The 1233-nt window shown below is 59.6% G+C and carries 2 protein-coding genes; both read right to left on the reverse strand.

What is annotated here, in order from left to right; all coding sequences use genetic code 11:
- Positions 1-173: 173 nt before the first annotated feature.
- Positions 174-428, reverse strand: a complete 255-nt coding sequence (locus Q4P78_RS08955; RefSeq protein WP_037237388.1) for an HGxxPAAW family protein — start codon at positions 426-428, stop codon at positions 174-176.
- Positions 429-561: 133 nt separating this feature from the next.
- On the reverse strand, positions 562-1233 hold a 672-nt coding region (locus Q4P78_RS08960; protein WP_303340025.1), incomplete at its 5' end, for a Trp biosynthesis-associated membrane protein.

The raw sequence follows: 1233 nt of genomic DNA on the forward strand, positions 1-1233 counted from the left end.
AACCTGCTCCATACGCTGCGTTAAATCCTCACGCACGCCAACAATAATCTCATCCAGTACGGTACTGGTACTCATGGTTCACTCCTTCAGTTCACTCGCCCGCAAAGGTGCCCTTCGTGGCAGGTAGAGAAAAGGCGCCCCGCACATTCGCGGAACGCCTCTACCAGCAAGCCCTAGTGGCGCGCGGTGTTCTTCGTCTTCGCCCCGCCCTGGCCATAGCCAGCCTGCTTCAGGAAAAACCCAACCAACAGGCCAATCACAATAATGCCCGCGCCAACGAAAACCACCGGTTGACTGCCCAAGTCGTAAGCAATGGAACCCACCAGAACACCAACTGTCATAATGGCGACCATAACCCACGCGGCAACCGTGTTGCCGTGGTTAGCGTACGGGCGTTCAGGAACAATAACAATTTTCTCTTCAGCCACGAAAACTCCTCAGTGTGTGCCAGCGGATGCTCACCGAACAATCCGCCACTTGTTAACACGATTCTATGACATATCGCGGGCTAAGGCTGAATTTAAGACACCAAACACGAAAAACAGGGGGCACACCGGGTCACTAGGTGGTGGGGTCCTCTCCCCTGCTGAGCGAATCCCAAGCGTCCATCTCATCCATGTGCCCGTCCTCCGTATGGACACTACGCGCGGCTGAACGCTCATACCTGCGCCCAGCATCCCAGGTGCGGGAGGTGAACGCAGCCCACAGCGCGACCACGATAATCAGCGCACCGCACGCCGCCGACACCCACGGCCACGGGCTCAGCGCATACTCGCCTGCCGGAGAAATTGTGCCTGTTAGGCGGCTAGTCTCTGTCACCACAGCCGCAGCAGGGTTGCTTGTCACCGCAATAACGCTCAAGACGATACCAACCCCCGCAGCTGCGGCAACACCGTACACCACATACCGCAACAGACGCGGGGCGATACGCCCAGCAAGCGGGGCCGCCAACGCCACCAACGCAAGCGCGCTCACCGCCGGAGCGGCTTTTGAGCCGGAAACCGCTAAAGACTGCTCACCGAAAGCACCGGTGATTCGCGCATCCACCCACGTGAGAAGAGTGGTACCGAACGCTGCGGCCGCCACCAGCAGCCCGGAGAGCATCACCAGTCCCGGGCGGGTGCTGCGCTCCTTAGCCTGCTGTTCGGAGGCGATAGCATCCGGTGTGGCAGGTTCACGTTCCATGCTCGACTCTTGGGCACCGGTGTTTTCGAGGGGGTTTTGCCCGTCTGC

This window comes from Rothia sp. (in: high G+C Gram-positive bacteria) (genome assembly GCF_030540545.1).
In the GTDB taxonomy this organism is placed as follows: domain Bacteria; phylum Actinomycetota; class Actinomycetes; order Actinomycetales; family Micrococcaceae; genus Rothia.